26 protein-coding genes are annotated in these 25,947 nt (G+C 41.5%); 23 read left to right on the top strand and 3 right to left on the bottom strand.

Going from position 1 to position 25,947, the window contains the following annotated elements; all coding sequences use genetic code 11:
* Nucleotides 1-89 precede the first annotated feature (89 nt).
* The 6 genes from ahrC (at nt 90) to NST01_RS11090 (ending at nt 7,384) form a co-directional block, all read left to right on the top strand.
* Nucleotides 90-539: a transcriptional regulator AhrC/ArgR gene (ahrC, locus tag NST01_RS11115; RefSeq protein ID WP_007501163.1), complete on the top strand. Its 450-nt coding sequence runs from the start codon at nt 90-92 to the stop codon at nt 537-539.
* Nucleotides 540-573: 34 nt separating this feature from the next.
* Nucleotides 574-2,307: a DNA repair protein RecN gene (gene recN, locus NST01_RS11110; RefSeq protein WP_008342224.1), complete on the top strand. Its 1,734-nt coding sequence runs from the start codon at nt 574-576 to the stop codon at nt 2,305-2,307.
* 198 nt (nt 2,308-2,505) lie between these two features.
* Nucleotides 2,506-3,783 carry a SpoIVB peptidase gene (spoIVB, locus tag NST01_RS11105; protein ID WP_008342225.1) on the top strand — a complete coding sequence of 426 codons (1,278 nt, stop codon included), beginning with the start codon at nt 2,506-2,508 and terminating at the stop codon, nt 3,781-3,783.
* A 283-nt stretch (nt 3,784-4,066) separates the two neighbouring features.
* Nucleotides 4,067-4,870, top strand: coding sequence for a sporulation transcription factor Spo0A (gene spo0A / locus NST01_RS11100; RefSeq protein ID WP_008342226.1), 804 nt, complete (start codon nt 4,067-4,069; stop codon nt 4,868-4,870).
* A 449-nt stretch (nt 4,871-5,319) separates the two neighbouring features.
* Nucleotides 5,320-6,420 (top strand): Rap family tetratricopeptide repeat protein, encoded by a 1,101-nt coding sequence (locus tag NST01_RS11095; protein ID WP_019743381.1) that lies wholly within the window; start codon nt 5,320-5,322, stop codon nt 6,418-6,420.
* Between the two features lie 226 nt (nt 6,421-6,646).
* Nucleotides 6,647-7,384, top strand: coding sequence for a glycerophosphodiester phosphodiesterase (locus NST01_RS11090; RefSeq protein ID WP_017367573.1), 738 nt, complete (start codon nt 6,647-6,649; stop codon nt 7,382-7,384).
* A gap of 33 nt (nt 7,385-7,417) precedes the next feature.
* On the opposite strand, the gene NST01_RS11085 is transcribed toward NST01_RS11090, so the two are convergent.
* Nucleotides 7,418-7,654: a DUF2627 domain-containing protein gene (locus tag NST01_RS11085; protein WP_017357960.1), complete on the bottom strand. Its 237-nt coding sequence runs from the start codon at nt 7,652-7,654 to the stop codon at nt 7,418-7,420.
* Between the two features lie 149 nt (nt 7,655-7,803).
* Between NST01_RS11085 and NST01_RS11080 the strand changes: the two genes are divergently transcribed.
* From NST01_RS11080 to NST01_RS11040, 9 genes are all read left to right on the top strand, one after another.
* Nucleotides 7,804-9,876, top strand: a complete 2,073-nt coding sequence (locus tag NST01_RS11080; protein ID WP_017367572.1) for a sigma-54 interaction domain-containing protein — start codon at nt 7,804-7,806, stop codon at nt 9,874-9,876.
* Nucleotides 9,877-10,001: 125 nt separating this feature from the next.
* Nucleotides 10,002-10,895 carry a phosphate butyryltransferase gene (gene yqiS / locus NST01_RS11075; RefSeq protein WP_008342231.1) on the top strand — a complete coding sequence of 298 codons (894 nt, stop codon included), beginning with the start codon at nt 10,002-10,004 and terminating at the stop codon, nt 10,893-10,895.
* 25 nt (nt 10,896-10,920) lie between these two features.
* A complete protein-coding gene (bcd, locus tag NST01_RS11070; protein ID WP_007501155.1) occupies nt 10,921-12,015 on the top strand; it encodes a branched-chain amino acid dehydrogenase in 1,095 nt (364 codons plus the stop codon).
* 33 nt (nt 12,016-12,048) lie between these two features.
* Nucleotides 12,049-13,170, top strand: a complete 1,122-nt coding sequence (gene buk, locus NST01_RS11065; protein ID WP_017357958.1) for a butyrate kinase — start codon at nt 12,049-12,051, stop codon at nt 13,168-13,170.
* A complete protein-coding gene (gene lpdA / locus NST01_RS11060; RefSeq protein WP_035390778.1) occupies nt 13,160-14,584 on the top strand; it encodes a dihydrolipoyl dehydrogenase in 1,425 nt (474 codons plus the stop codon). The genes buk and lpdA overlap by 11 nt, the downstream gene beginning before the upstream one ends.
* 17 nt (nt 14,585-14,601) lie before the next feature.
* Nucleotides 14,602-15,594: a thiamine pyrophosphate-dependent dehydrogenase E1 component subunit alpha gene (locus NST01_RS11055; protein WP_017367570.1), complete on the top strand. Its 993-nt coding sequence runs from the start codon at nt 14,602-14,604 to the stop codon at nt 15,592-15,594.
* 12 nt (nt 15,595-15,606) lie between these two features.
* Nucleotides 15,607-16,590 (top strand): alpha-ketoacid dehydrogenase subunit beta, encoded by a 984-nt coding sequence (locus NST01_RS11050; RefSeq protein WP_007501148.1) that lies wholly within the window; start codon nt 15,607-15,609, stop codon nt 16,588-16,590.
* A 19-nt stretch (nt 16,591-16,609) separates the two neighbouring features.
* The gene (locus tag NST01_RS11045; RefSeq protein WP_255835854.1) at nt 16,610-17,866 is read left to right on the top strand and encodes a dihydrolipoamide acetyltransferase family protein; all 1,257 of its coding nucleotides are present in this window, start codon (nt 16,610-16,612) and stop codon (nt 17,864-17,866) included.
* A gap of 68 nt (nt 17,867-17,934) precedes the next feature.
* A complete protein-coding gene (locus NST01_RS11040) occupies nt 17,935-18,228 on the top strand; it encodes a YesK family protein (RefSeq protein ID WP_008342236.1) in 294 nt (97 codons plus the stop codon).
* A 14-nt stretch (nt 18,229-18,242) separates the two neighbouring features.
* Here the strand turns inward: NST01_RS11040 and NST01_RS11035 are convergent, their stop codons facing one another.
* The gene (locus tag NST01_RS11035) at nt 18,243-19,136 is read right to left on the bottom strand and encodes a YegS/Rv2252/BmrU family lipid kinase (protein WP_008342237.1); all 894 of its coding nucleotides are present in this window, start codon (nt 19,134-19,136) and stop codon (nt 18,243-18,245) included.
* Nucleotides 19,137-19,303: 167 nt separating this feature from the next.
* Between NST01_RS11035 and NST01_RS11030 the strand changes: the two genes are divergently transcribed.
* The 6 genes from NST01_RS11030 (at nt 19,304) to NST01_RS11005 (ending at nt 23,825) form a co-directional block, all read left to right on the top strand.
* Nucleotides 19,304-19,741: a BrxA/BrxB family bacilliredoxin gene (locus NST01_RS11030; RefSeq protein ID WP_007501138.1), complete on the top strand. Its 438-nt coding sequence runs from the start codon at nt 19,304-19,306 to the stop codon at nt 19,739-19,741.
* Between the two features lie 196 nt (nt 19,742-19,937).
* Nucleotides 19,938-20,702 carry a transporter substrate-binding domain-containing protein gene (locus tag NST01_RS11025; protein ID WP_008342238.1) on the top strand — a complete coding sequence of 255 codons (765 nt, stop codon included), beginning with the start codon at nt 19,938-19,940 and terminating at the stop codon, nt 20,700-20,702.
* 127 nt (nt 20,703-20,829) lie between these two features.
* Complete coding sequence (locus NST01_RS11020; RefSeq protein ID WP_008342239.1) at nt 20,830-21,483, top strand: amino acid ABC transporter permease; 654 nt, start codon at nt 20,830-20,832, stop codon at nt 21,481-21,483.
* A complete protein-coding gene (locus tag NST01_RS11015; RefSeq protein WP_017357952.1) occupies nt 21,476-22,198 on the top strand; it encodes an amino acid ABC transporter ATP-binding protein in 723 nt (240 codons plus the stop codon). Before NST01_RS11020 ends, NST01_RS11015 begins: the two co-directional genes overlap by 8 nt.
* 111 nt (nt 22,199-22,309) lie before the next feature.
* On the top strand, nt 22,310-23,263 hold the full coding sequence (locus NST01_RS11010; RefSeq protein WP_024718896.1) for an aromatic acid exporter family protein: 954 nt from the start codon (nt 22,310-22,312) through the stop codon (nt 23,261-23,263).
* 52 nt (nt 23,264-23,315) lie between these two features.
* Entirely contained in the window at nt 23,316-23,825 is a 510-nt protein-coding gene (locus NST01_RS11005) for a L,D-transpeptidase (protein ID WP_326115730.1), read from the top strand.
* 39 nt (nt 23,826-23,864) lie between these two features.
* Here NST01_RS11005 and prli42 read toward each other — a convergent pair whose 3' ends face one another.
* Complete coding sequence (prli42, locus tag NST01_RS11000; RefSeq protein WP_017357951.1) at nt 23,865-23,957, bottom strand: stressosome-associated protein Prli42; 93 nt, start codon at nt 23,955-23,957, stop codon at nt 23,865-23,867.
* 101 nt (nt 23,958-24,058) lie between these two features.
* Between prli42 and mce the strand changes: the two genes are divergently transcribed.
* Together mce and NST01_RS10990 are read left to right on the top strand one after the other, a co-directional pair.
* Nucleotides 24,059-24,481, top strand: a complete 423-nt coding sequence (gene mce, locus NST01_RS10995; protein WP_035702812.1) for a methylmalonyl-CoA epimerase — start codon at nt 24,059-24,061, stop codon at nt 24,479-24,481.
* Nucleotides 24,474-25,937, top strand: coding sequence for an acyl-CoA carboxylase subunit beta (locus tag NST01_RS10990; RefSeq protein WP_017357949.1), 1,464 nt, complete (start codon nt 24,474-24,476; stop codon nt 25,935-25,937). The genes mce and NST01_RS10990 overlap by 8 nt, the downstream gene beginning before the upstream one ends.
* Nucleotides 25,938-25,947: the final 10 nt, after the last annotated feature.

Raw genomic sequence — 25,947 nt, 5'->3', positions numbered from 1 at the left:
TTCTCACGTAATGCTTGTTTTTTGAAGTGTGCATCATATAACATAGAACGTAAAGACAAACTGAGATTCTAACGCCTAGGGGGGTCAAAATGAACAAAGGTCAAAGACATATTAAGATTAGAGAAATTATCGCAAGCCAAGAAATCGAAACACAAGACGAATTAGTCGATATTTTGAAAGCGGATGGATATAACATCACACAGGCGACCGTATCAAGAGATATCAAAGAACTGCATTTAGTCAAAGTGCCAACAAATAATGGAACATATAAATACAGCCTTCCTGCAGATCAGCGGTTTAACCCGCTATCAAAATTAAAGCGTTCCTTAATGGACGCATTTATTAAAATGGATGCTGCCAGTCATTTAATCGTTCTAAAAACAATGCCTGGGAACGCTCAAGCCATCGGTGCTTTAATGGATAATTTAGATTGGGAAGAAATTATGGGAACCATTTGTGGGGATGATACCATCTTAATCATTTGCCGCACGCCAGATGATACGGATACCGTTTCGTCTAAAATTTTAGAACTTCTATAAAGAGATCAGGTTTACAAAAAGAGGTGTCAAATGAGTGTTAGCAGAACTAACCATTAAAAACTTTGCAATCATTGAGGAGTTAACGGTTTCGTTTGAAAAAGGACTCACAGTTCTAACAGGGGAAACAGGTGCCGGAAAATCAATCATGATTGACGCTGTCTCACTTCTTGTAGGGGGAAGAGGATCATCCGAATTTGTCCGTTATGGCGAAAAAAAAGCAGAGCTGGAAGGTCTTTTTCTTGTACCAGCAGATCATCCTGTATTTGCCCTTTGCGAGGAGCAAGGAATTGATGCATCTGATGAAATGATGATTCTTCGCCGTGATATCAATCAAAGCGGGAAAAGCATTTGCCGCATTAATGGGAAGCTTGTCACCATCTCGCTTTTAAGAGAAGTTGGCCGTCTTTTGCTTGATATACATGGACAGCACGATAATCAGCTGTTAATGGAAGATGAAAATCATTTACATTTGCTTGATCAATTTGGAGCAGAAGAAATTGCACCTGCTCTCTCACAGTATCAAGAAGCGTATGATCAATATATGAAGACGGCGCAAAAACTCAAACAGCTGTCTGAAAATGAACAGGAAATGGTTCACCGGTTAGACTTATTGCAATTTCAGCTGGAAGAGATTGAAGCGGCACAATTAGAGCCTGGGGAAGATGAGAAGCTTCAAGAGGAACGTCATCAAATCAGCAATTTTGAAAAAATCTTTTCCTCGCTTCAAAACGCATATAATGCTCTGCGTAATGAGCAGGGAGGACTTGATTGGGTTGGGATGGCTTCAAGTGAGCTTGAGCAAGTTTCTGAGATCAACGACGATCTGAAAAAGCTCTCTGAGCAAGTGTCAAACTCCTATTATTTATTAGAAGATTCTACTTTTCAAATGCGTAGCATGCTTGATCAATTAGAATTTGACCCAGCCCGTCTTGATTTTATTGAGTCTAGGCTAAATGAGATGAAGCAGCTGAAGCGAAAGTACGGCACAACCGTTGAGGAAATTTTAGAATATGCAGCTAAGATTGAAGAGGAGATAGACCAAATCCAAAATCGAGACAGCCATTTGCAGACACTTAAAAACAAACTTGATGCGATAAGCCGGGATGCATTGCTTGAAGCGCTTAACGTGTCAGAGCTCCGTAAAAAATGGGCGAAAAAACTGGCGAAGCATATTCAAGCTGAATTGAAGGATTTATATATGGAGAAGTCTTCTTTTGATACCGCTTTTACGATTCGATATGCACCTTTTGGCAGTACGGACTGCCCGCTTTTAGATGGAAAACCTGTACAGCTCGGAAAAAATGGCATAGATCAAGCGCAATTTGTCATTTCTACAAATCCGGGTGAACCGATGAAATCTTTGTCAAAAGTAGCATCTGGAGGAGAAATTTCACGTGTCATGCTGGCAGTGAAAAGTATTTTCTCAGCGAAACAAGAAGTGACGTCCATTATATTTGATGAAGTGGATACGGGTGTTAGCGGCAGAGTCGCACAAGCCATTGCTGAAAAAATTTATAAAGTAGCAGCAGGCTCACAAGTACTCTGTATTACCCATCTTCCGCAAGTCGCAGCAATGGCTGATACACATCTTTTTATTTCTAAACGCGCTAAAGCTGGTAGAACAATGACGAACGTCAAACCACTCAGTGATGATGAAAAAGTGAGTGAAATTGGCCGAATGATTGCTGGTGTAGAAGTCACTGAGCTCACAAAACAGCATGCAAAAGAATTACTGCACCAAGCAAATGATGTCAAAACGACAGGGTAGCTGAAACAACAGCTGCCTTTTTTATATTGTCTCATATTCGCCGTATATACGCATGAAATCGTCTTTTTCTTTTATCAATTTATCCAATCATTTTCTAAAGGTGTCGGTTATAAATCCTCGCTAAGAAGGCAAAAGTAAAGATGTAGCCAAAACATTAATGTTCTGGTGTGGGTAAGGAGCGAGGAGAGTGAAAAATGAATGCCCGAAAAGATGAGAAAAGCCATTGGTGTGATTCTCCTTGTTTCTTTAATAAGTACAGGGTTTATGAGCATAGTGAAGGAATATATCAGCATTCCAACAACTGTCGCAGTATTTGAACACGAGAAGCATTCGATTGATACATCAATTGAAGCGTCAGCCAATGCTTCTTCACCAGCCTTTAGTCTTTCAGAGAAAAAGAATCAACTTGAAGTAACGGGACAAAAGGCGGGAAAAGCCGAAATTGTTTATGATTTTAAAGGATTTCCTATTAAGAAAACAAAAGTCGATGTTCTTCCCGAATTAAAAGTCATTCCTGGAGGACAATCCATTGGCGTCAAACTCCATTCTGTCGGAGTTCTCGTTGTCGGTTTTCATCAAATCACAACAGCAGACGGCAAAAAATCACCAGGTGAAGCTGCAGGCATTCAATCAGGGGATATGATCATTGAGATCAATGGTCAGAAAATGGAGAAGATGAATGACCTCACCCCATTTATTCAGAAAGCCGGAAAAACGGGGGAAACCCTTCATTTACTCATAAAAAGAGACCATAAAACCTTTCAAACGACATTAACACCCGCGAAAGATGCAAGTGAAGGTACTTATCGAATCGGTCTTTATATTCGTGATTCCGCAGCAGGAATCGGGACGATGACCTTCTTTGAACCATCTTCTAAAAAATATGGCGCCCTTGGGCATGTGATTTCTGACATGGATACAAAAAAACCAATCGTAGTCGACAATGGTGAAATTGTCAGATCAACCGTCACATCCATTGAAAAAGGGACAGGAGGCAACCCTGGAGAAAAATTGGCCAGGTTTTCTTCCGAAAGAAAAACGATAGGTGATATTTCACGTAACAGTCCATTCGGTATATTTGGTACGTTAACCGAAAAACTTGAAAATCATGTAGCAGACAAACCACTTCCAGTCGCATTATCAAGTGAAGTAAAAGAAGGTCCAGCCGAAATATTAACGGTCGTGGACCATGATAAAGTAGAGAAATTTGATATTAAAATCGTCAGCACAACACCACAAAAATTCCCGGCAACAAAAGGAATGGTGCTTAAAGTAACAGATGAACGCTTATTAAGCAAAACGGGCGGGATCGTTCAAGGAATGAGCGGTAGTCCGATCATCCAAAATGGCAAAGTCATTGGAGCGGTCACTCACGTGTTCGTCAATGACCCGACAAGCGGATACGGCGTACACATTGAATGGATGCTGTCAGAAGCAGGAATTGACCTTTATCAAAAAAACAAAAAAGCAAGCTGATGAAAAACTGCCGCGAATCTTCCGGCAGTTTTTTTCTACCCTTTCTTTCTCTTCCATCATGTTATAAAATAAGGAAAAAGAGATTTTTCGACAAAATGGAAAACAGTGTGTTGTCAAATTGCAATAATCGTCGATTCATTAAGAAAAACGTAGAAAAAGCTAGATAATGCTCTATTATTCGGAAAATTAAACTTTTTTAAAGGGGATAGCATGGTTTTGTCGAATTGAACACTCAGAAGAGAAATGCAAAAGACTAAGGAATCGACATTGGGGAGGAAAGAACGTGGAGAAAATTAAAGTGTGTGTAGCTGATGACAATCGAGAACTTGTTGGCCTTTTGACAGAGTATATTGAGGGACAGGAAGATATGGAAGTACTTGGCGTGGCGTATAATGGTCAGGAATGTCTGACATTATTTAAAGATAAAGAGCCCGACGTTCTCCTCTTAGATATTATCATGCCTCATTTAGACGGTCTTGCTGTACTGGAACGCCTCCGTGAAAACAATGAAATGACTAAACAGCCAAGTGTCATTATGCTGACGGCTTTCGGACAAGAAGACGTAACGAAAAAAGCAGTCGATTTGGGCGCATCCTATTTCATTTTGAAACCATTCGATATGGAAAACCTCGTAGGTCATATTCGTCAAGTCAGTGGAAACGGCACACAAGTCAGCCATCGATCTTCATCTATCCAAAACAGTGTCCTTCGCAGCAAACCTGAACCGAAACGTAAGAACTTAGATGCGAGCATTACGACGATTATTCATGAGATTGGCGTGCCAGCTCATATTAAAGGTTATTTATACTTAAGAGAAGCCATTTCGATGGTGTACAATGATATTGAACTACTCGGCAGTATTACAAAAGTATTGTACCCAGACATTGCAAAGAAATTTAACACGACAGCCAGCAGGGTAGAACGAGCGATTCGTCATGCCATTGAAGTGGCTTGGAGCAGAGGGAATATTGACTCCATTTCGTCACTCTTTGGCTACACAGTCAGCATGTCAAAAGCCAAACCGACCAATTCCGAATTTATTGCCATGGTGGCTGATCGACTGCGTTTAGAGCATAGAGCAAGCTAAGTCACCTTCCATAAAAAAACGTTTCTTCAATGAGGCGTTTTTTTATTTTCGTAAAATATTGCTAAAAAATGGTTATGTTGATAAAATCATCTTTAATGTTTAAATTGGACAAACGGGCTGCTTTATTTTCAGAATAAAATGAAAAATAAAGCATGAAAGAAATGAATAGGACATAAAATAGTGGTAATCAGCTACGCTAATCAATTGGCTTATAGAAGAAGAAAACGCTCATTCGTAAGAAAAAGGATAAGAGGAAAAGGTCTTATGTAATTAGTAAATAAAGTAAATGAGATCGAAAGTTCTATTTCTATTGACCCGATTGGTTGGCGTTTTAAAGTCACTGGCTTCTTAGAGATTGTGCCATTTGAACTGAATATTCCCATTGTCGAATTTAATAATTTTCACATTCTTTTACTATGCTATAATAATGAAAAGAAGAGGGTGAGGTTATGGGAAAGCTGAAAATCCACTCTGCTGAGGTTGCGAACGAAATTAGCAAGTGGACGAGGGTCATTTCTCAGAATGACCTAGAAAAATCTGCTGTCTATAAAGAGAAAATTCAGAATTTGCTAAAAAATACAGATGAGGATCGAGAAGTTCTTCTTTATTATCAGCTAGTCGACGGCAGACATGAAATGTTACTTGGAAATATTGAAAAAGCCAATCAGATTATGAAAAGTGTCGGAACGCTGGATGAAAAAGCAGATGACATTATTAATTTTTATTTTTACTTTTATAAAGGCCAATATGCTGCCTATGTCAAAAAATATGATGAGGCGATTAGTTTTTATAAGATTGCTGAGCAGCGGCTAAAACGTGTGAATGAAGATCTTGAAGTAGGAACTTTTCATCATAAAGTCGCTTCCATTTATTACGAACTGAAGCAAAATTTCATTTCCATTAATCATATTAAAAAAGCCATTGATACGTTTAAAGCGCATGAAGAATATACCGCACAGGCGATTGACAGCTTAATTTTACATGCAAGCAACTGTATTGATTTACTACAGTTTGATGAAGCTGAGGAAAAGTACCAAGAGGCACTTGAGAAAAGTAAGCGCATTAACAATGAAGTGCTGATTGGGAAGTGCTATCACAATTTAGCGGTTCTTTATTACGCAAAACCTGATTATGAAAAAAGTGCGCAATACGCCAAAAAAGGGATGAGCATTCAAATTCATCGCGACAATAGCCATTATTTCATCCAATCTTTATATGTTCTCGCAAATGCCTTAGTTCATTTAGGAGATCATGAGGCGAAAGAATATATTAAAGAGGGGATTCAATATAGCTGTGATATCCAAAATAATGAATATATAGTAAAATTTGAAATTTTGGATTTGATGTGCGAAAATAGTGGAGCAGCAGACGTATTCTCTGAAAAATTAGACTACATAGAAAAAAATAGATTATATGTGGAGCTTGAGGATTTGTCTGAACAAATATCGAAATACTTCAAGGAACGAAATGATTATCAAAATGCCATTCGTTTTCTTGAAAAGAAATTCGATGCACAAATACTTCAAAAGAAAGTGGAGGTTATCTTATGAAAAAGTTGTTGTTAGGTGTAACAATCGTTACAGCAGTCGCAGTTGTTTCTTCCCTTTTTGCTCTTGACGCAGAGACGACAGAGCAAGCCATCAGAGCGATTACGTGATCGAATTTACCTGTCAACCTCTTCTCTCTTATTAGAAGAGGTTTTTTTATGTGCTCAAACTGGCAAAACGAAAACAGACACGTCATAATATAGGTAATCATCATATTTAGAGGTGGCATATGACGAAAATTTTTGCACATAGAGGCTTTAAAGGAAACTATCCAGAGAACACCATGATTGCCTTTGAGCACGCACTCCATTCTGGAGCGGATGGGATTGAGCTTGATGTTCAGCTCACCAAAGACGGCAGACTAGCTGTCATTCACGATGAAAAGCTGAACCGAACGACCAATATGAAAGGGTTAGTGAAAGACTATACATATGAAGAGTTAAAAAGAGGAGATGCCAGTCATTCTTTCTATGAAGAAACGGGTGCGGTCTCCATTCCTCTATTAGAAGAAGTATTAGAGCTAGTGACGCAGAGACCATCCTTTATGATCAACATTGAATTAAAAAACTCTATTTATCGATATCCAGGGATTGAAGAAAAAGTAAAAGAGCAAATTGAGCACTTTCAAATAGAGGATCGAGTGCTTGTCTCATCATTTCATCACGGCAGCTTAGCTCTTTTTCACAAGCTGATGCCGCACATTGAACTGGCGGTCCTCACGATGGATGTGATTCATCAACCGGACATGTATTTAAAAACAATCCCGGCAAAGGGCTACCATCCGAATATAAAGGGCGCTGGGGTGACAAAAGAAGTAGTATCCGCTCTCCATGCGGACCAACAAGTGATCAGACCGTTTACTGTAAACAGTGAGAAGCAAATAAAAAATATGTTGACCTTGGGTGTTGATGGAATCTTTACTGATTTTCCTGATCGAGCCGTCAAAATAAGAGAAGAAATGAAATAAAGACCTGCTATCAACAGCGGGTCTTTTTCATGATTACCTTTGCTTAAAACGAGTTGTTACTTTATTTCGTTTACGGTCTCTATATAAAATAAATCCTGCAACAACATAAAGACCTCCCCCTAAAAATAACAACCCTGCAATTCCTTGCAGCCATAAATATGGAAATGGTGCAATGATGATGCCGAAAACAGTGTCACGCAGCAGCTTAATGCCAAGTGCTGCAAAGGCTCCAGGTATTAAAATAATCACTAATGCCAGTATTCTCCCCATCAAATGTCCCCTTAAACGTCATTTACTTCCATTGTCTAATTCAAAAAATATTTTGTCAAGAAAGGAAAACGTGGTAATATAGGTGTTGTGCAATTTTTTGCAACGGAAAAATATGGTGTGCAAAATTTTTCATATAAAGGGGTAACGGGATGCAGAGAGTCTTGATTGTCGGTGCAGGACAAGGTGGATCAGCACTGCTTGAAACATTGCTGAAAACAAATACGGTTCAAATCATTGCGATCGCCGACCTTGATCTCGAGGCACCGGGGATGGATGAAGCGAAAAAGAATGGAATTGAGACGACGACGGATTGGAAAGAATACATAAAAGATGACATTGATATCATCATTGAAACCACAGGCAGTTCTGCTGTACTGAAGGAACTAATTGAACAAAAACCAGAGCATGCTGTGATTGTGCCAAGCTCGATGGCATATGTCATGTCAGAATTAATGGCAGAGAAACAACAGCTTATTCAAATATTGAAGGAACAAACCTATAAACATGACCGCATTTTTAATGCAACGAATGATGGCATGATTTTTATTAATATGGATGAAGAAGTGGTCCTGTTTAATCGATCGGCTGCCAAAATGGTGGGGTGTTCGCAAAAGGATGCGATTGGCCGTCACATTCGAGAAGTGATTCCGAACACGAAACTTCCCGATATATTAAGGTCAAGGGAGCCGGAATTTAACCAAAAGCAATTTTTGAATCAGCAAATTCAAATTGTGACCACCCGTCTGCCGATTATTGATGACGCGGGGAGAATGTTAGGTGCTTTATCCATCTTTAAAGACATTACAGATGCGGTGGAGCTTGCGGAAGAAGTGACAAACCTCAAAGAAGTAAGAACGATGCTTGAGGCGATTATTCAATCATCAGATGAAGCCATATCGGTTGTCGATGAGCAGGGGAAAGGTATTTTGATCAACCGTGCTTATACGAAAATGACCGGTTTAACGGATAAAGAGGTCGTAGGTAAACCAGCTGGTGCTGATATTTCCGAAGGGGAAAGCATGCACTTAAAGGTGCTTGAAACAAGAAGACCTGTTCGTGGCGTCAGAATGAAGGTTGGTCCAAATAAAAAAGATGTCATCGTCAATGTAGCACCTGTTATTGTGGACGGCATTCTAAAAGGCAGTGTCGGGGTCATTCACGATGTATCCGAAATTCAATCATTGACGAATGAATTAAATAAAGCAAGACAGCTCATCCGAACACTTGAAGCAAAGTACACATTTGAAGACATTATTGGAGAAAGTGAACAAATGCTTGTCGCACTTGAGCAGGCAAAGCTGGGTGCAAAAACGCCGGCAACCATTTTACTCCGCGGAGAATCAGGTACTGGGAAAGAGCTGTTTGCACATGCCATTCACAATGAAAGTGATCGCAAGTACAACCGCTTTGTCCGTGTCAACTGTGCTGCCTTATCAGAAACTCTTTTAGAGTCAGAACTGTTTGGCTACGAGGAAGGAGCGTTTTCTGGTGCAAGGCGAGGCGGGAAAAAAGGGCTGTTTGAAGAAGCCAATCAAGGCAGCATCTTTTTAGATGAAATCGGTGAAATGACGCCAAGTACACAAGCGAAATTGCTGCGTGTCATGCAAGAAAAAGAAATTGTTCGGGTAGGCGGAACGAAAGCGATACCGGTCGATGTGCGTGTGATCACAGCGACAAATGTCAATATTGAAAAGGCGATGGCAGAAGGGAAGTTCAGAGAGGATTTATATTATCGAATGAATAGATACCCGATATCGATCCCACCGCTCAGACAGCGTCTCGAAGATATTGAATCATTAAGTAAACGCCTCATCCAGAAGATCAATTTAGACTATGGGCGAAACGTCAGCGGCTTAACAGATCGTGCGCTTCATAGACTTCGATCATATAGCTGGCCAGGCAACGTGAGAGAGCTTGAAAACGTGCTTGGACGAGCGATGATCTTTTTGAATCCGCAAGAAGAATGGATCGATGAAGCGCATATCGCCTTCATGGAGTCAGACGAGCATGAGGAAAAAGAGCAGCAGGAACTGGCTGTTAGTCAATTTGAGGGGGAGACGCTCTCAGATGCTGTAGAAGCATTTGAAGCGCAGCTGATCAAACAAACCCTTGAAAAACATCAATTCAATCGCACAAAAACAGCGAAAACGTTAGGGATCAGCATTCGCAATCTTTACTATAAAATGGATAAGTATCAGCTTGCAAAAGATAGCATGCAGTAACATGCACGTAACCTGCAAGAAATTGCATAATTTCTTTGCGGAAAGGCTTATTTTTCACACATTTCAAGCTGGCACGGAACTTGCATATAAAAAGAGGAACCGAGCACAAGGAAAGGTGGGCAAGTATGAAGCTTGACGATCTGATTATCAAAGCCTCGCAGCTGCAGAATAAAACAGCGGCTGTGGCTCATGCAGAAGACGAAGAAGTGCTTCATGCCATCAAAATGGCAATCGAACGAAAAGTCGCTCGCTTCCTGCTGGTTGGAAACAAACGCAACCTAAAGGAGCTAGTCAAACAGCATGAGATTAATGAAGACTGGATAGATATTATTCATTCAGATTCACCCGAAGAATCTGCCAAAATTGCCGTTCAGGCAGTAAGTGAAAATCATGCAGATATTCTCATGAAGGGGCATGTCCCGACAGCCGTACTGTTAAAAGCTGTCCTAAATAAAGAATATGGGCTTCGGACAGCGAGTGTCCTTTCACATGTTGCAGCCTTCGAAGTACCGGGCTTTGACCGTTTTATCTATGTGACGGACTCTGCGATGAACATTGCGCCTGATTTAAATATGCTGAAAGAAATTACGGTGAATTCCGTTCAAGTCGCACAAGCTGTCGGAAATGATATGCCCAAAGTGGCGGTATTATCAGCGGTAGAAGTCGTAAACCCAGCGATGGATTCGACGCTCACAGCTGCAAGTCTTGCGCAAATGAATCGAAGAGGTCAAATTTCTGGCTGCCTGATTGATGGACCGCTGGCTTTAGATAATGCCATTTCTCAAACGGCAGCTTCTCATAAAAATATTACGAGTGATGTGGCTGGTCATGCAGATATTTTGCTTGTGCCAACCATTGAAGCAGGCAACATTCTTTATAAATCTCTCATCTACTTTGCTCATGCAAAAGTGGGAGCTGTGGTGGCAGGAGCGAAAGCACCGATTGCTTTAACAAGCCGGTCTGATTCAGCTGAAAGCAAGCTCTATTCAATTGCACTTGCCATCTGTACATCTAATTAAGCGAAAGTATTAGGAGGAATAGAAAATGGAACTTTTTAAATATATGGAACGATACGATTATGAACAGCTTGTATTTTGTCAGGATGAACAGTCTGGTTTAAAAGCCATCATTGCCATTCATGATACAACACTTGGGCCGGCACTCGGCGGAACAAGAATGTGGACATATGAAAATGAAGAAGCAGCGATCGAAGATGCCTTGCGTCTTGCAAGAGGTATGACTTATAAAAATGCGGCGGCAGGGCTTAACCTTGGCGGCGGTAAAACGGTCATCATTGGCGATCCGAGAAAAGACAAGAATGAAGAAATGTTCCGTGCTTTTGGCCGTTACATTCAAGGATTAAATGGCCGTTATATCACCGCTGAAGATGTCGGTACAACGGTAGAAGATATGGATCTTATCCATGAAGAAACAGACTTTGTCACAGGCATCTCTCCTGCATTTGGTTCTTCAGGAAACCCATCTCCAGTGACTGCTTACGGTGTATATAAAGGCATGAAAGCAGCTGCAAAAGCAGCATTCGGTACAGATTCATTAGAAGGAAAAACAATTGCCGTTCAAGGTGTTGGAAACGTGGCTTACAACCTATGTAAACACCTGCATGAAGAAGGCGCACAGCTTATCGTTACTGATATCAACAAAGACTCAGTTCAGCGAGCTGTAGAAGACTTCGGTGCAAAAGCGGTAGACCCTGATGATATTTATGATCAAGAATGTGATATTTACGCACCATGTGCACTCGGTGCAACCATTAACGATGTGACGATTCCTAAATTAAAGGCAAAAGTCATTGCAGGTGCAGCGAATAACCAGCTGAGAGAAACACATCATGGAGATCTTATTCATGAAATGGGCATTGTGTACGCACCGGATTATGTGATCAATGCAGGCGGTGTGATTAACGTTGCAGATGAGCTTTATGGCTATAATGCCGATCGTGCAATGAAAAAAGTAGAAGGCATTTACCAAAACATTGAGCGAGTGATTGAAATCTCTAACCGTGATGCCATTCCAACTTATAAAGCGGCAGACCGATTGGCTGAAGAGCGAATTGAAAGAATGCGCAAATCAAGAAGCCAATTCCTGCAAAATGGTCAACATATTTTAAGTCGTCGCTAAATGGATGAATGAGTTGAAACGGAGGTTTTGTTTTTGCTGACAAAAGAATGGCGTATACTCACGATTAATCCTGGCTCTACCTCAACAAAAATCGGTGTGTTTCATAATGAACGATCTATTTTTGAAACGACATTAAGACATACAGATGAGGAAATCAAGCAGTTTCCTCATATCATTGATCAATTTTCATTCCGTAAAGAAACCATTTTAAAAACACTGCATGAACAGGGGATGAACATCTCAAAGTTTGATGCAGTTTGCGCACGCGGTGGTCTGCTTCGCCCGATTGAAGGTGGCACATATGAAGTAAATGAGCAAATGGTTGAAGATCTAAAAGAAGGGTATGCTGGCCAGCACGCCTCTAATCTAGGCGGAATCATTGCCCGAGAAATTGCACTTGGTCTTAACATCCCAGCTTTTATTGTTGATCCCGTAGTCGTAGATGAACTACAGCCAATTGCTCGTATTTCAGGACTGCCAACAATTGAGCGGAAAAGCATTTTTCATGCGTTAAATCAAAAAGCAGTCGCAAGAAAAACGGCTGCTTCGTTTGGAAAACGTTATGAAGATTTGAACATGATCATTACCCATATGGGCGGCGGAATTACGATTGGTGTACATCAAAAAGGAAAAGTCATTGATGTGAATAACGGTCTTCATGGTGAGGGTCCTTTCAGCCCAGAGCGGGCAGGTACTCTCCCAACAGGTGACCTTGTTAATTTATGCTTTTCTGGTGAATATTCGCAAGAGGAAATGCTCAAACGCATTATTGGCGAAGGCGGTCTTGCGGGCTATCTTGGCACGACAGATGCAGTAAAAGTAGAGCGAATGATTGAAGCAGGCGATGAGCGTGCGGCGCTTATTTATGAAGCGATGTGCTATCAAATTGCCAAAGAAATTGGTGCGGCTAGTGCGGTCTTAAAAGGAGCTGTAGACGTCATTGTGTTAACAGGCGGCCTTGCCTACAGCAAACAAATTACGTCAAGCATTAGAGGATACATTGACTGGATTTCAGATGTTGTTGTGTACCCAGGTGAAAATGAATTGCAATCCTTAGCAGAAGGGGCGCTTCGCATTTTAAAAGAAGAAGAATCACCAAAAGAATACCCAAATGATCAAAAGGCGGAGAAAGGAGTGACAAGTCATGGCAACTGAATATGACCTCGTCATTCTTGGTGGAGGCACAGGCGGCTATGTAGCGGCCATTCGTGCCTCTCAACTTGGATTGAAAACAGCAGTCGTAGAAAAATCAAAGCTCGGTGGAACATGTCTTCATAAAGGCTGTATCCCATCTAAAGCGCTGCTTAGAAGTGCAGAAGTCTATCAAACGGTCAAACGTGCCGCTGATTTTGGCGTTGAAGCAAGCGGAATTGCCTTACAATTTGCAAGCGTACAAAAAAGAAAAACAGAGATTGTCGACAAATTAGCAGGCGGCGTCAAACATTTAATGAAACAAGGGAAAATTGATGTATACGAAGGAATAGGCCGTATCTTAGGCCCTTCGATTTTTTCGCCAATGCCAGGCACCATCTCGGTAGAAATGGCGAATGGCGATGAAAATGAAATGCTGATTCCTAAGCAGGTCATCATTGCGACTGGATCAAGACCGCGCGTCCTGCCCGGACTTGAAGCGGATGGAACACACATCCTTACATCAGACGAAGCACTTGAACTGCAAGAACTCCCTCAGTCCATGCTGATTGTCGGCGGAGGCGTGATTGGGATCGAATGGGCTTCCATGCTTAACGATTTTGGCGTAAAAGTCACAGTGATCGAATTTGCAGATCGCATTTTGCCAACAGAGGATCAAGATATTTCTAAAGAAATGGAAAAGCTTTTAACGAAAAAGGGCATCACCTTAGTGACAAATGCGAAGGTTCTGCCAGATACTGCAGAAAAGCATGAGAATCTGGTCAAGATCCAAGTGGAACAAGGTGGAGACACTCAGTCGTTTGAAGCAGAGAAACTGCTTCTTTCAGTTGGCCGAGTGCCAAACGTGGAAAGCATAGGTCTTGAAAACACGGACATCCAGACAGAAAATCATGGCATTGTCGTGAATGAGCATTACCAAACGAAAGAGTCGCATATTTACGCAATAGGTGATGTCATTGGCGGTCTTCAGCTGGCGCATGTCGCATCACATGAAGGCATGATTGCAGTAGAACATATGGCTGGTCAAGATCCAAAGCCGCTTGATGAAACGCTCGTGTCTAAATGTGTGTACTCTCACCCAGAAACCGCTAGCGTTGGACTGACTGAACAGGCGGCAAAAGAGCAAGGCTACGAAGTCAAGATTGGGAAGTTTCCCTTTATGGCCATCGGAAAAGCGCTTGTATTTGGAGAGTCTGATGGATTTGTCAAAATCATTGCTGACCAAAAGACAGATGATATCTTAGGGATTCATATGATTGGTCCTCATGTAACAGATATGATATCTGAAGCTGGATTAGCCAAAGTATTAGATGCAACTCCGTGGGAAGTGGGACAGACGATCCACCCGCATCCAACCTTGTCAGAGGCAATTGGCGAGGCAGCACTGGCTGTTGACGGAAAGGCGATCCATTTTTAATCAAGGAGGGAAACATGATGAGTAACATGCGTCATCAGGAATTAGGATTATCAGATGAACAAGCGATTGACATATATAGAACCATGCTTTTAGCAAGAAAAATTGATGAACGGATGTGGCTTTTAAACCGTTCTGGAAAAATTCCATTCGTCATCTCTTGTCAAGGACAGGAAGCGCAGCAAGTCGGTGCCGCTTTTGCCCTCAATAGGGAAGAGGATTACGTTTTACCTTATTACCGTGATATGGGGGTTGTCCTTGCATTCGGGATGACGGCGAAAGATTTAATGATGTCTGGTTTTGCGAAAAAAGACGATCCAAACTCAGGCGGGAGACAGATGCCAGGTCATTTTGGGCAAAGATCAAACCGAATTGTGACTGGATCATCGCCTGTGACAACACAGGTTCCTCATGCGGTTGGCATCGCACTTGCCGGGCGTCTAGAGCAAAAGAATTTTGTTAGCTTTGTCACGTTCGGTGAAGGCTCTTCAAACCAAGGAGACTTTCACGAAGGCGCCAACTTTGCTGCGGTGCATAAGCTGCCTGTTATTTTCATGTGTGAAAACAATAAGTATGCGATTTCTGTCCCGTATGACAAACAAGTGGCATGTGAGCGTATTTCAGATCGTGCAATAGGGTACGGAATGCCGGGTGTGACGGTTGATGGAAATGATCCGCTTGAAGTGTATGCAGCGGTCAAAGAAGCGAGAGACCGTGCGGCAAGAGGCGAAGGCCCAACATTGATCGAAACCATTTCTTACCGGTTAACTGCGCATTCAAGTGATGACGATGATTCTAGCTATCGAGAAAAAGAAGAAGTGCTCGAAGCAAGAAAGAAAGATCCGCTCATTCAATATGAAACGTACTTAATCGAAGGAAATGTCATGACTTCTGAAATGAAAGAAGAGATGACAAAAGAAATCATGCAAATCGTAAACGAAGCCACTGATGAAGCGGAAAACGCAGCTTATGCCGATGCAGAAAGCGCACTTCGTTACGTGTATGCGGAGTAAGGGGGAAGAAAAATGCCTGTTATGTCATATATAGACGCTATCACATTAGCGATGAAAGAAGAAATGGAGCGAGATCCGAAAGTGTTTGTGCTCGGAGAGGATGTCGGGAAAAAAGGCGGCGTATTTAAAGCAACAGCGGGTCTTTACGAGCAATTTGGAGAAGCGCGCGTCATGGATACACCTCTTGCCGAATCAGCGATTGCAGGTGTAGGTATTGGGGCTGCTATGTATGGAATGCGTCCGATCGCGGAGATGCAATTTGCGGATTTTATTATGCCAGCCATCAACCAAATCATTTCAGAGGCTGCAAAAATTAGATATCGTTCCAATAATGATTGGAGCTGCCCAATGGTCATTCGTGCTCCTTACGGGGGCGGCGTACACGGGGCGCTTTATCATTCACAATCGGTCGAAGCCATTTTTGCCAATCAGCCAGGCTTAAAGATTGTGATGCCTTCTACACCTTATGATGTCAAAGGGTTGTTAAAAGCCGCAGTGCGTGATCCAGATCCTGTATTGTTCTTTGAACACAAACGTGCATACCGTCTCATTAAAGGAGAAGTGCCTGAAGAGGATTATACGCTCCCTATTGGAAAAGCGGATGTGAAACGAGAAGGCGATGACATTACGGTCATTACATATGGCCTTTGTGTTCATTTTGCCCTCCAAGCAGCAGAGCGCCTTGCGAAGGACGGAATTTCTGCTCATATTCTCGATTTACGTACAGTGTACCCGCTTGATCAAGAAGCGATTATTGAAGCGGCATCAAAAACAGGGAAAGTACTCTTGTTAACAGAAGATACAAAAGAAGGAAGCATCATGAGTGAAGTAGCGGCCATCATTTCAGAGCACTGCTTGTTTGATTTAGATGCGCCAATTAAACGTCTAGCAGGACCTGATATCCCTGCAATGCCTTATGCACCGACAATGGAGAAATTCTTCATGGTTAATCCGGATAAGGTAGAAGCTGAAATGAGAGAACTAGCGGCGTTTTAAGAAAGAGGAGGGTTTCAAAGTGGCAACTGAACAAATGAAAATGCCTCAGCTTGGTGAAAGTGTAACAGAAGGAACCATTAGCAAATGGCTCGTTTCACCTGGCGATCATGTGAATAAATACGATCCGATTGCGGAAGTCATGACAGATAAAGTAAATGCAGAAGTTCCGTCATCCTATACAGGAACAATCACTAAACTAGCGGCTGCAGAGGGTGATACACTTCAAGTAGGAGAAGTGTTCTGTGAAATTGAAGTAGAAGGCAGTGCGCAGCAGAGTGCGAAAACAGAAGAGGCGCCTGCGCAAGATGAAGCACCAGAACCTGACCAAACAAATGTGGATCAGAGTCAAAAGAAACGATACTCTCCGGCAGTCCTGCGTTTAGCAGATGAGCACGGAATTGATTTAGCGGCTGTTCATGGAACGGGAGCTGGCGGCAGAATCACAAGAAAAGATTTGCTGAAGCTTATCGAAAGTGGAGTCGCACAAGAAACGGCAGCACCTGTGAGTGAAGGTACGGGTCAAACAGAACCTGCAAAGCCGTCACAAGCAAAAGCAGCTCCTTCCATCCCTTCAATGCCTGGAGATGTTGAACTGCCGGTCACTCCGATTAGACAGGCGATTGCCGCAAACATGCTAAGAAGCAAGCATGAAATTCCACATGCCTGGACGATGATGGAAGTGGATGTGACAAACCTTGTGACAAGAAGAAATCAGCTAAAAGATCAATTCAAAGCAAAAGAAGGCTTTAATTTGACGTTCTTTGCGTTCTTTGTCAAAGCAGTGGCTCAGGCCTTAAAGGAATTCCCTGAAATGAACAGCATGTGGGCTGGTGATAAAATTGTTCAAAAGAAAGCGATCAATGTCTCCATTGCTGTTGCGACAGATGACGCTCTTTTTGTCCCAGTGATTAAAGATGCGGATGAGAAAACGATTAAGGGAATCGCCAAGGAAATTCATGAACTTGCTTTCAAGGTCAGACAAGGCAAACTGAAGCAAAGTGACATGGAAGGCGGCACTTTCACTGTGAACAACACAGGATCGTTTGGTTCGGTTCAATCAATGGGGATCATTAACTATCCGCAAGCAGCCATTTTACAAGTAGAATCTATTGTAAAGCGCCCGATGATTGTAAATGGTATGATTGCCGCAAGAGATATGGTGAATCTTTGTCTTTCATTAGATCATAGAGTACTCGATGGTCTTGTATGCGGTAGATTCCTGCAAAGAATTAAACAAATTCTTGAAGGCATTGACGAAGAGACGTCCGTCTATTAAGCTCATTTATATGTCCCCTTCTCACAATGAGAGGGGGATTTCCATATCAATCAGAAAGGAGCGATGAGATGTCTGGATTAGATTTCTTTGCTTTTCTTACGATTGGTCTGATGTTTATCACAGCCATTGCGTTCGCTTTTCTTCGGTATATTTCCAAATCACGCAATCATCCTGAACGCTTACTGCTCATCATATCGATCGTTTCAATCATTCAAATCGCCTATTGCTTGTTGATGATAGGTGGATTTAAAGGAGTCGCCAATAGTTTATTAGGCATTTCCCTTCTGATAGGTACACTGCTAGGGTATGCACTTGAATATTTATACAGACGTTATATCAAAAAAACGCCCGCATCGAAATGATGCAGGCGTTTTCTTTATTCTGCCGGAACAATAAAGGTCAAATGCTGTTTTAATACTTCAAGGGAAGAAGGAGCGGTCATGTATACTTCACCATCTGTATCTGCATCCATTTCCTCTTTAGTATGAATATGAATGCGGGATGCTTGTATAAGAGACAGGTCACCTTTAAAATCTTCTAGCTCTTCGCGGTTCATTGAAAAAATCTCTTTTAAAGCAGAGAAACTCGTATTTCTGCAAATTAAAATTTCGGCTTTTCCATCATCAATTGAAGCATTTGGCAGATCTATTTTATTTGTACCGATAAAGTGCCCATTCATGACAAGGACAATCACAGCTTCTTCTTCCCAGTTTTCCTCTTCCGTTTCAATGCGTACATAGAAAGGTTCTGTCTGCTGAAGGGTTCGAAGAGCGCTCGTGAAGTAACTGATTTTTCCGAGGACAGCTTTTTCTTTATCATTAATATTGTTTGAGGTATCTGCGATGAGACCAATCCCCCAAAAATTTAAAAGGTATCGATCATCTGCTTTGATTAAATCGACCTTTTTTTCAGTGCCATCTATCACCATTTGAGCGGCCTTTGGCATCTGCTGCGGGATGCCTAGCGTTCTAGAAAAGTCATTGCACGTCCCGCCAGGTAAAATCGCTACAGCTGGCCTTTTTTCTAAACCGCCAATTCCATTCATACATTCATGGACGGTTCCGTCTCCGCCTAGTATAATCAACAATTCAATCGACTCATCCATCTCGCGGCAGAAATGATAGGCATCATTCGGCTGTTTTGTAGGCTTAAGGATGAGTTCATCAATATGTAAAGAAAGAAGAGGCACTGTTTGACCTAGTGTTTTTTCCATGTTTTTTTGTCCAGCATTTCCGTTATAAATGAGTATCGCTTTTTTGAATTGTGCCATCACGCAGTTCTCCCTTTCATCACTTTATTATCACTTTTCCCCAATTCCACAGGTCATAAACGACGTTTGAAAAAAGTGAAGGGGGCGAAACAAGACATTTGCCCGCCGGCGTTTTCCTTGATATGATGTAGTTAAAATGGTTTGGTACGTAGAAGGAGTGGACGGTTATGAATATTGATTTTAATTTATTTATGAATGATATTGTGAAACAAGCACGAGAAGAAATTAAACAGGCAGGCTATACGGAACTGACAACAGCTGAAGAAGTTGATGAAGCGCTAACGAAAAAAGGAACGACACTTGTCATGGTGAATTCAGTGTGCGGCTGTGCAGGCGGTATTGCTAGACCAGCGGCTGGTTATTCTGTTCATTACGATAAGCGTCCAGATCAATTGCTCACAGTGTTTGCTGGACAGGACAAAGAAGCAACCGCAAGAGCACGTGAATACTTTGAAGGCTTCCCGCCATCTTCACCATCATTTGCTCTATTAAAAGACGGGAAAATCATTAAAATGGTCGAACGTCACGAAATCGAAGGACATGAACCGATGGAAGTGGTGTCAAAACTTCAAGCCGCTTTCGATGAGTATTGCGAAGAAGTGTAACATGTTACTTTTGAATGAATCATTTAAAGGCAGTCCGGTCTTTTGATCGGTCTGTTTTTTTGTTTTACATGACATAAGAATCAAAATAATTTTAGCAAAATACTATTGCATATCAAAAAGAAAGTGTTTAAAATACATTATAGTGAATAAATATTCAAATCTACTCATGATTTTAAATACTAGGAGGCATTATCATATGAAAAAGTGGTTATTATTACTTATGACAGCTGGTCTTGCAGCTGCATTAGCAGCATGCGGAACTTCTTCTAATAATTCAAACGCATCAGGAGACGACAAAACACTCATTATGGCGACTTCAGCAGATTATCCGCCATTTGAATCAAAAGACGGTGATAAAATTATCGGTTTTGATGTCGACCTTGCTACAGCTCTAGCGAAAAAGAACGGCTACAAGCTAGAAATTCAAGATATGGACTTTGCAAGCCTCGTGTCAGCTCTTAAAACAAATAAAGCTGATATTGTGCTTGCAGGCATGACACCTACTGAAAAACGTAAAAAACAAGTTGATTTCTCAGATGTTTACTACAACGCTGAAAACTTGGTTGTATCTAAAAAATCTAGCGGTATAAAAACAGAGAAAGATTTAAAAGACAAAACGGTTGGCGTTCAATTAGGTTCTATCCAGCAAGATGAAGCAAACGGATTGCAAAAGAAATATAACTTAACAGTTGAAGATCGTAATAAAATTTCTGATATCATTCAAGAAATTAAAGCAGGCCGTTTTGATGCAGCTATTATTGAAGATAAAGTAGCGGCTGGCTACTTGAAAAAGGAAAAAGATTTCCAAGCATTTGGATTGAATAGCTCAAACGAAGGTTCAGCCATTGCATTTAAAAAAAATAGCGACTTAACAGCGAAATTCAATAAATCATTAAAAGAAATGAAGGATAATGGCGAACTTGATAAACTCATTAAAAAATGGTTTGCTGATGAAAAGTAAGTCAGGAAAAGGATCAGCGTCATTCATGAAAATCAAGTAGAAAGCGCTGAAAAGTTCAACATGTGTTGAACTTTTTTCCTGTTTTATTCTTTGATTTTATCTGAAGGAAAAAAAGGAGAATATCATGATGGATTTTAAAGATGTCATACCTCAGATGCCCTTTATTTTAGAAGGTCTTAAAGTAACGCTTTCTATTGTTGTGGTATCACTGTTCCTTGGTTTTATTTTAGGAATCTTATTAACGCTCTGTAAAATTAGTGTATTTAAGCCGCTTATCTGGCTAGCAGATTTTTATACGTCAATCTTCCGAGGCACACCGCTTGTGCTTCAGCTTTTGATTATTTATTTTGGTCTTCCCCAGCTGCTCGGCTTTCAAATTGATCAATACTGGGCAGCTGTAGCAGCATTTTCACTAAACTCGGCGGCGTACGTTTCTGAGATCATTCGTGCAGGAATCAATGCCATTGATAAAGGGCAAAAAGAAGCGGCCGTTGCTTTAGGTATCCCGTATGCTAAAATGATGAAGGACTTATTGCTTCCGCAAGCATTCAAAAATATTTCACCAGCACTTGTGAACGAAACGATTACACTGACAAAAGAATCAGCGATTGTCACAGTCATTGGACTGGGCGATGTCATGAGACGAGCTTATCAAGCAGGTGCCGTCACCTATAACTATCTTGAACCGCTTATTTTTGCGGGTCTCATCTATTATGTCATCGTGCTTATTCTTACCTTCGTCGGCAAATCGGTGGAAAGGAAGTTAAAATCAAATGATTAAAATAGAGAAACTCACAAAATCTTTCGGTAAAAATGAAGTGTTGAAAGGGATTGATACCACGATTAAAGAAGGCGAAGTGGTAGCTGTCATCGGGCCTTCTGGTTCAGGAAAATCAACATTTCTTCGCTGTATTAACTTACTTGAAAAACCGACTTCTGGAGTGATTACGATTCAGGGGACGGAAATTACCAATCCAAAAACAAATGCACTAAAAGTGCGCGAGAATATTGGTATGGTGTTTCAACATTTCCACTTATTCCCGCACAAAACAGTGCTAGAAAATATTACGTATGCGCCAATGAATGTAAAGAACCAATCGAAGGAAGACAGCATCAAGCAGGCAGAGGAGCTTTTAAAAAAGGTTGGACTTTTAGAGAAAAAAGATGATTATCCGAACCGGCTGTCAGGTGGTCAAAAGCAGCGTGTCGCCATTGCACGTGCCCTTGCGATGACACCAGACATCATGCTTTTTGACGAGCCGACGTCTGCTCTTGATCCAGAAATGGTAAAGGAAGTATTAGAGGTCATGAAAGAGCTCGCTCAATCTGGGATGACGCTGATGATCGTCACACATGAAATGGGCTTTGCAAAAGAAGTAGCAGACCGTGTGATCTTTATGGATGATGGGAAAATTGTAGAGGATGCCAATCCTGTAGAATTCTTTGAATCTCCGTCTTCACAGCGTGCTCAAGATTTCTTACAAAAAATATTATAATGAAAAAAACGAGGAGGAGACTTAACATCTCCTTCTTTTTTTGATTATAATGGGGAAAGTAAAAAAAGTTCATCATTTCACAAAAGTAGACAGAAAAGAGTGAATCACATCATGTTTAAAATCGGCTACCGAACGCTGAAAACAGCATTAGGAACAGCTCTAGCCATTTACATTGCACAAATGCTCGGTCTGCAAAACTATTCAGCTGCCGGCATTATTACGATTCTTTGTATTCAGGTGACGAAAAAAAGGTCACTCCTCGCATCTGGGGCCCGCTTTGCCGCATGCAGTCTTGCCATCTTATTTTCTTATTTGTTTTTTGATCTGATTGGGTATCATCCTTTTGTCATTGGACTGATGCTGCTCGTCTTTATTCCAACAACGGTCTTACTTCGGATTAAAGAAGGGATTGTCACAAGTTCAGTGATTATCCTTCATTTGTATATGTCTGGAGGCATTACGCTTCAACTCATCTGGAATGAGCTTTTACTCATCACCATTGGTGTAGGGGTCGCACTCATTATGAACCTGTATATGCCTAGCGTTGATAAAAAGCTGAAACAATACAGTGAACAAATTGAAGCGAATTTTGCGAAAATCTTTGAAGAAATCGAGCAATATTTAATGACCGGAAAACAAGACTGGACAGGAAAAGAAATTCCAGAGACGCATCAATTGATTAAAGAAGCGAAAGCTCTTGCATATCGTGATGTTGAAAATCATGTCTTAAGACATGAAAATCTGTATTATCATTATTTCAACATGAGACAAAAGCAATTTGAAATCATTGAGCGGGTGCTTCCGAAAATTACGTCCATATCTGTTACAACGGAGCATGGGCAAATCATTGCAGAATATATTAGAGATTTACGAGAACATATTCACCCAGGGAACACGGCGCATAAGTTCTTAAGACGCCTGATTGATATGAAAGAAGAGTTCGATGCACTGCCGCTTCCACAAACACGTGAAGAATTTGAAGCTAGAGCCGCACTCTTTCATTTTCTCGGAGAAATGGAACAATATTTGGTGCTGAAAAGTTATTTTAAAGGGATGAAAGAATAAAGACGCATGAGTTCCTCCTTCATTGGTCAATCTAATGAAAAAGGAGGAGCCTATGCGTCTTTTATTTTATACTCTGCTGACCATGTCCCTTTCACCCATCTGGCCGCTTGGGCAAAACCCGCTTCCAGGAGATCCGTATGTCATTATTAATAAACAAACGAACGAGCTTGCGTATATTGATCATGGGAAAATTCAAAAAGTCTACCCAGCTTCTACTGGCAAAACAGCTGATTTAACGCCAGAAGGTGAATTTACGATTATGATCAAAGCGAAAGATCCTTATTACAGAAGAAAAAATATTGAAGGCGGCGCGAAGAATAACCCACTCGGCCGAAGGTGGATTGGATTTGATGCGCGAGGAACCGACGGGAGAACCTATGGCATTCATGGAACAAGTGATGAGACATCGATAGGGAAATTTATTACGGCGGGCTGTGTACGTCTTCATAATCAAGATGTAGAACGGCTATTTGATCAGCTTCCAGTTGGTACAAAGGTATGGATCACGACATCAAGCGATGCATTTGAAAAACTGGCCAAAGACAAACAGGCCATTCGTTAAAAAACGAATCACCTGCTTGTCTGCTTTTTTATCAACACTTTATAAAAAGGCTGCCGCTCCTGCTAAAAGTGAAGAAATTAACAGTAAGCTAATCATGAGCAATACCATAAATTTCATGAATTTCTGAGACATATCGCACCCCTATAATCAAATGTTTTTGCGACGAGCGCACCTTTCTTTATTCTAGCTCGTTTTTACGCAGGCGACAAGTGATGTACAAAGGAAGTGAACGGATGAATCAAATCGATCATATAGCCATTGCCGTTTTTTCAATTCAAAAAACAGCACGTACGTTCTCCAGGCTGTTTAACTGGGAATTTTCAGACATAGAAGTACTTCCGAATCAAGGGGTCAAAGTATCTTTTGCTTCCCTAGGTGATCTGCACATTGAGTTGATTGAACCGATGGAGGATCACAGCACATTACATACCTTTTTAATAAAAAGAGGAGAGGGGCTTCATCATATTGCATTAAAGTCAGGTGACATTCAGGCTGATCTCAGTCAACTTGAGGAGCTCGGCATGCAGCTCATTCAAAAGGGCGCACAAAATGGTGCGAACGGAAATCGCATTGCGTTTATTTCACCAAAAGAAACGTCAGGTGTGCTAATTGAATTGTGTGAACCTTTGAAAGGAGAGAAACAGGAAGATGCATGAATCGTTCAATGACTTGTCTGAATGGCGCGAGAAAGCTTTAAGGGGCGGCGGTGAAAAACGAGCAGCAGCTCACCGAAACAAAGGAAAGCTGACTGTTCGGCAGCGGCTTCATGAACTTCTTGATGAAGGCAGCTTTATGGAAATTCAGTCATTTGCTAAAGGCTCCCGCTCAGAGCATTTAGGGGATGGCGTTGTCACTGGGACGGGACTGATTCATGGGAAACAAGTAGGCGTTTATGCACAAGATGCGACCGTGTACGGGGGTTCACTAGGGGACATGCATGCGAAAAAAATAGCGGCTTTAATGGATTTGGCGGCTAAAAATCAAATGCCTGTTATCGGTCTAAAAGACTCAGGTGGTGCGAGAATTCAAGAGGGTGTGGTATCATTAGAGGGATATGGTCAGATTTTTAAACGGAATGTGCTGTACTCTGGTCAAATTCCGCAAATATCCGTTATTTTAGGCTCCTGTGCGGGAGGTGCAGTTTATTCACCTGCATTGACGGATTTTGTATTCATGACGGAGCAAACAGCTCATATGTTTTTAACTGGTCCGAAAGTGATAGAAAAAGCAACAGGAGAGACGGTCTGTCCTGACCGGCTTGGAGGTGCAGCAGTTCAGCATCAAACAAGCGGGAATGTGCACTATACAGGGAAAGATGAGAGAGACGTGTTAAAAGCAGTTCGAACGCTTTTAACGTACATACCAACGAAACGACGGCCTGTCATTCATCGTAAGGTGCAAAAGCATGATGCGAGCGATCTTGGGAACATCTTGCCAAAGGAGCCATCACGTACTTATGATGTTAAACAAGTGGTGACAGCGATCACCGACCACGGCTCATTTTTTGAAACGCAGCGTTGTTTCTCCAAAAATATCGTCACAGGTTTTGCCAGATTACAAGGGTCTTCCATTGGTCTTGTAGCCAATCAGCCTAAGGTGCTGGCAGGAAGCCTTGACCTCGATGCAGCTGATAAAGCGGCTCGGTTTATTCGATTTTGCGATGCATTTCATATTCCCATTTTAACCCTTGTGGACGTTCCTGGTTTTTTGCCAGGTGAGAAAGCTGAGCATGCAGGCATTATCCGCCACGGCGCAAAGCTTCTGTATGCGTACGCTGAGGCGACCGTTCCAAAGATCACTGTGATTTTGCGAAAGGCATTTGGCGGTGCATACGTTGCGATGAATAGTAAGGGCTTAGGTGCTGACTTTGTATATGCATGGCCAGAGGCAGAAATTGATGTCATGGGAAAATCGTTTGCAGACGAAATTGTTCATCCTGCTTTGCGTGAGGTGGACAATGAACCTAGTGTCATCAAGGCAGCACAATTAGGATTAATCGACGATATTTTAATGCCAGATGAAACGAGAGAGCGGCTCATTCGCTCATTTGACCTGCTTCGCAGTAAGGAAGAAGATAGACCGTTAAAAAAGCATGGAAACATGCCGCTATAAGAGGAGGAAC

Origin of the sequence: Bacillus sp. FSL R7-0166, assembly GCF_038008935.1 — a bacterium.
Classification (GTDB): domain Bacteria; phylum Bacillota; class Bacilli; order Bacillales; family Bacillaceae; genus Bacillus; species Bacillus altitudinis.
The sequence above is the reverse complement of the archived record's forward strand: the minus strand, read 5'-3'. Positions and strand labels throughout refer to the sequence as shown.

Excerpts from the sequence above, each read along its gene's own strand:
- ahrC (WP_007501163.1), top strand. The coding sequence starts at position 90 with ATGAACAAAGGTCAAAGACATATTAAGATTAGAGAAATTATCGCAAGC.
- spoIVB (WP_008342225.1), top strand. The coding sequence starts at position 2,506 with ATGCCCGAAAAGATGAGAAAAGCCATTGGTGTGATTCTCCTTGTTTCT.
- NST01_RS11095 (WP_019743381.1), top strand. The coding sequence starts at position 5,320 with ATGGGAAAGCTGAAAATCCACTCTGCTGAGGTTGCGAACGAAATTAGC.
- NST01_RS11090 (WP_017367573.1), top strand. The coding sequence starts at position 6,647 with ATGACGAAAATTTTTGCACATAGAGGCTTTAAAGGAAACTATCCAGAG.
- NST01_RS11085 (WP_017357960.1), bottom strand. The coding sequence starts at position 7,654 with ATGGGGAGAATACTGGCATTAGTGATTATTTTAATACCTGGAGCCTTT.
- NST01_RS11080 (WP_017367572.1), top strand. The coding sequence starts at position 7,804 with ATGCAGAGAGTCTTGATTGTCGGTGCAGGACAAGGTGGATCAGCACTG.
- yqiS (WP_008342231.1), top strand. The coding sequence starts at position 10,002 with ATGAAGCTTGACGATCTGATTATCAAAGCCTCGCAGCTGCAGAATAAA.
- bcd (WP_007501155.1), top strand. The coding sequence starts at position 10,921 with ATGGAACTTTTTAAATATATGGAACGATACGATTATGAACAGCTTGTA.
- lpdA (WP_035390778.1), top strand. The coding sequence starts at position 13,160 with ATGGCAACTGAATATGACCTCGTCATTCTTGGTGGAGGCACAGGCGGC.
- NST01_RS11055 (WP_017367570.1), top strand. The coding sequence starts at position 14,602 with ATGAGTAACATGCGTCATCAGGAATTAGGATTATCAGATGAACAAGCG.
- NST01_RS11050 (WP_007501148.1), top strand. The coding sequence starts at position 15,607 with ATGCCTGTTATGTCATATATAGACGCTATCACATTAGCGATGAAAGAA.
- NST01_RS11040 (WP_008342236.1), top strand. The coding sequence starts at position 17,935 with ATGTCTGGATTAGATTTCTTTGCTTTTCTTACGATTGGTCTGATGTTT.
- NST01_RS11035 (WP_008342237.1), bottom strand. The coding sequence starts at position 19,136 with ATGGCACAATTCAAAAAAGCGATACTCATTTATAACGGAAATGCTGGA.
- NST01_RS11030 (WP_007501138.1), top strand. The coding sequence starts at position 19,304 with ATGAATATTGATTTTAATTTATTTATGAATGATATTGTGAAACAAGCA.
- NST01_RS11025 (WP_008342238.1), top strand. The coding sequence starts at position 19,938 with ATGAAAAAGTGGTTATTATTACTTATGACAGCTGGTCTTGCAGCTGCA.
- NST01_RS11020 (WP_008342239.1), top strand. The coding sequence starts at position 20,830 with ATGGATTTTAAAGATGTCATACCTCAGATGCCCTTTATTTTAGAAGGT.
- NST01_RS11015 (WP_017357952.1), top strand. The coding sequence starts at position 21,476 with ATGATTAAAATAGAGAAACTCACAAAATCTTTCGGTAAAAATGAAGTG.
- NST01_RS11010 (WP_024718896.1), top strand. The coding sequence starts at position 22,310 with ATGTTTAAAATCGGCTACCGAACGCTGAAAACAGCATTAGGAACAGCT.
- NST01_RS11005 (WP_326115730.1), top strand. The coding sequence starts at position 23,316 with ATGCGTCTTTTATTTTATACTCTGCTGACCATGTCCCTTTCACCCATC.
- prli42 (WP_017357951.1), bottom strand. The coding sequence starts at position 23,957 with ATGTCTCAGAAATTCATGAAATTTATGGTATTGCTCATGATTAGCTTA.
- mce (WP_035702812.1), top strand. The coding sequence starts at position 24,059 with ATGAATCAAATCGATCATATAGCCATTGCCGTTTTTTCAATTCAAAAA.
- NST01_RS10990 (WP_017357949.1), top strand. The coding sequence starts at position 24,474 with ATGCATGAATCGTTCAATGACTTGTCTGAATGGCGCGAGAAAGCTTTA.